Origin of the sequence: Segatella hominis (genome assembly GCF_004535825.1) — a bacterium.
In the GTDB taxonomy this organism is placed as follows: Bacteria; Bacteroidota; Bacteroidia; order Bacteroidales; family Bacteroidaceae; genus Prevotella; species Prevotella hominis.
Genome location: NZ_SGVY01000118.1, coordinates 1 through 1,687, shown reverse-complemented (window position 1 = coordinate 1,687; position 1,687 = coordinate 1). Strand labels below are relative to the sequence as shown.

Below are 1,687 nucleotides of genomic sequence, written 5' to 3'. Positions count from 1 at the left end.
AGAGCATTCCGTGAAGGGCATGACCGAACTCATGGAACAGGGTGGTTACCTCATCCCAGGTAATCAGGGATGGCTGACCTTCTGGTGCCTTGGCATTGTTGCATACATTATATATGATAGGCAACTGACCGCGCTGCTTGCTTTGCTTGGCAAAGGCGCTCATTCGACCTCGGCCTCTTCTCGCTCGGCATGAGCTCTCGTGGAGAGGAGTCTGCGGCAAAGGTCACTGCGCAGAGCATCGAGGGTGTTCACCTCATCCTCCGCAACACCAAGGGATGGAGCAACGCTGAGTTGAAGAAGAAGTGCCGCATCGAGCTCCTCGACAATCGTGTGACCGTGGAGGAAGGCTCTGATGGTGGCGGCGACAATGGAGGCAGCACTCCTGCCACTCCTTCCACTCCGAGCGGTGGCTCGGGCTCTAAGGACGACAACACCGGACAGGGAGGTGGCAGCTCAAGCGGTTCAGACTCAGGCGATAACGAATTAGTGTAAAGGATAGCCCTTCGGGGCTTCCTTTTCGATAAATCTCAGCATTTCCCACTGAAAGTGAATAATTAACCATTAAATATTAACCATTAAAAATCAAAGAATTATGACTATCAAGAAAGAAGTTTGGAAGAACATCATTCAGTTTCTCGTCACAGTACTCACAGCTCTCGGCACCGCCTTTGGCGTAACGAGTTGCATGTAAGGCAATCGGTGCATTCAAGTACACGATTCGCCAAGAGGCCGAGAAGACCATGCTTATCGTGGGAATCTTCGATAAGTAACAAAAAATAAGCAAGGGAAGGGGAGTGCTCCTTTCTCTTGCTTATTTCCGGAATCGCAAAGAAAATGGGAAAGAAATTGAAAAATAAACGAAAAATGTCACAGTCACAGTTGTCACAGTTTTTTCATCTATTAAGTAAGTATGTCGATTCTTGTTTCATTTCATTATTGTATATTTTTAGTTAATCTGTTTGTTTTTTGGCACTTTCAAAGAAAGAAAGTACTTATTTTTTATAAGTAATTGAGAATGAGATAAGTTTTTATCTCATAAAAAGAAGAGGTTACGAATTAGAAATATACAGAATGTAGCATCTTGCTGTGATTTGCATAACCATTCAAAGAACTCTCTCGGTTGCAAAGGTACGATATTTAATCGGGGATAAAGAATGTTTTAAGATTTTTTATCCTCGATTTTTTGCTTGGGTAAATCTGTTTTTATTAAACCATATTCTTCTCTATTCTTTGCTATTTCCATTTCAATCCATTCAAACTTATGTGGCAATGGTTTCTGTTTTTTGAATGGTCTATTTCGTTTGCATATTCTCATCCTTTCGTGTGTTTTGTATAAAAGTCAGCCGTCGTCGAAGAAAGACAGTCCTCGTACCTCAGACTAACTTCCTCCGACTATGGCACGGCAAGAAAAATCCTTGGCGGTATGCCTTGAAATACTTCAAGACTATACTGCCAAGGACTTTTCTTTGTTTGCCGTGCTGACAACGGCTGACTTTTATAGCCACAACTCGCAGTCCCATTTTTATCGCACAATCCAAACGACATGAAACAGTGGCACGTCACCCTTTCATGTCTCAGTAGTACGGCATGAGGAAAAGTGCTTCTTTTTGTCGGTTGCAGGCTAACCGATCAAAAGAAACACCATTCCTTGATTTGCCGTACCATTTTGTTTGCATACTCCACCGCA

Annotated in this window: 2 protein-coding genes and 1 pseudogene; 2 read left to right on the top strand and 1 reads right to left on the bottom strand. The window is 43.1% G+C overall.

Annotated elements, in window-relative coordinates:
• Window positions 1-181: pseudogene (locus tag EXN75_RS17320) on the bottom strand (M3 family metallopeptidase); the annotation flags it as partial.
• Between the two features lie 8 nt (window positions 182-189).
• On the opposite strand from EXN75_RS17320, the gene EXN75_RS17315 reads away from it, so the two are divergent.
• On the top strand, window positions 190-492 hold the full coding sequence (locus EXN75_RS17315; RefSeq protein WP_134844748.1) for a hypothetical protein: 303 nt from the start codon (window positions 190-192) through the stop codon (window positions 490-492).
• A gap of 100 nt (window positions 493-592) precedes the next feature.
• Window positions 593-691, top strand: a complete 99-nt coding sequence (locus EXN75_RS17945) for a smalltalk protein (protein WP_408005981.1) — start codon at window positions 593-595, stop codon at window positions 689-691.
• Window positions 692-1,687: the final 996 nt, after the last annotated feature.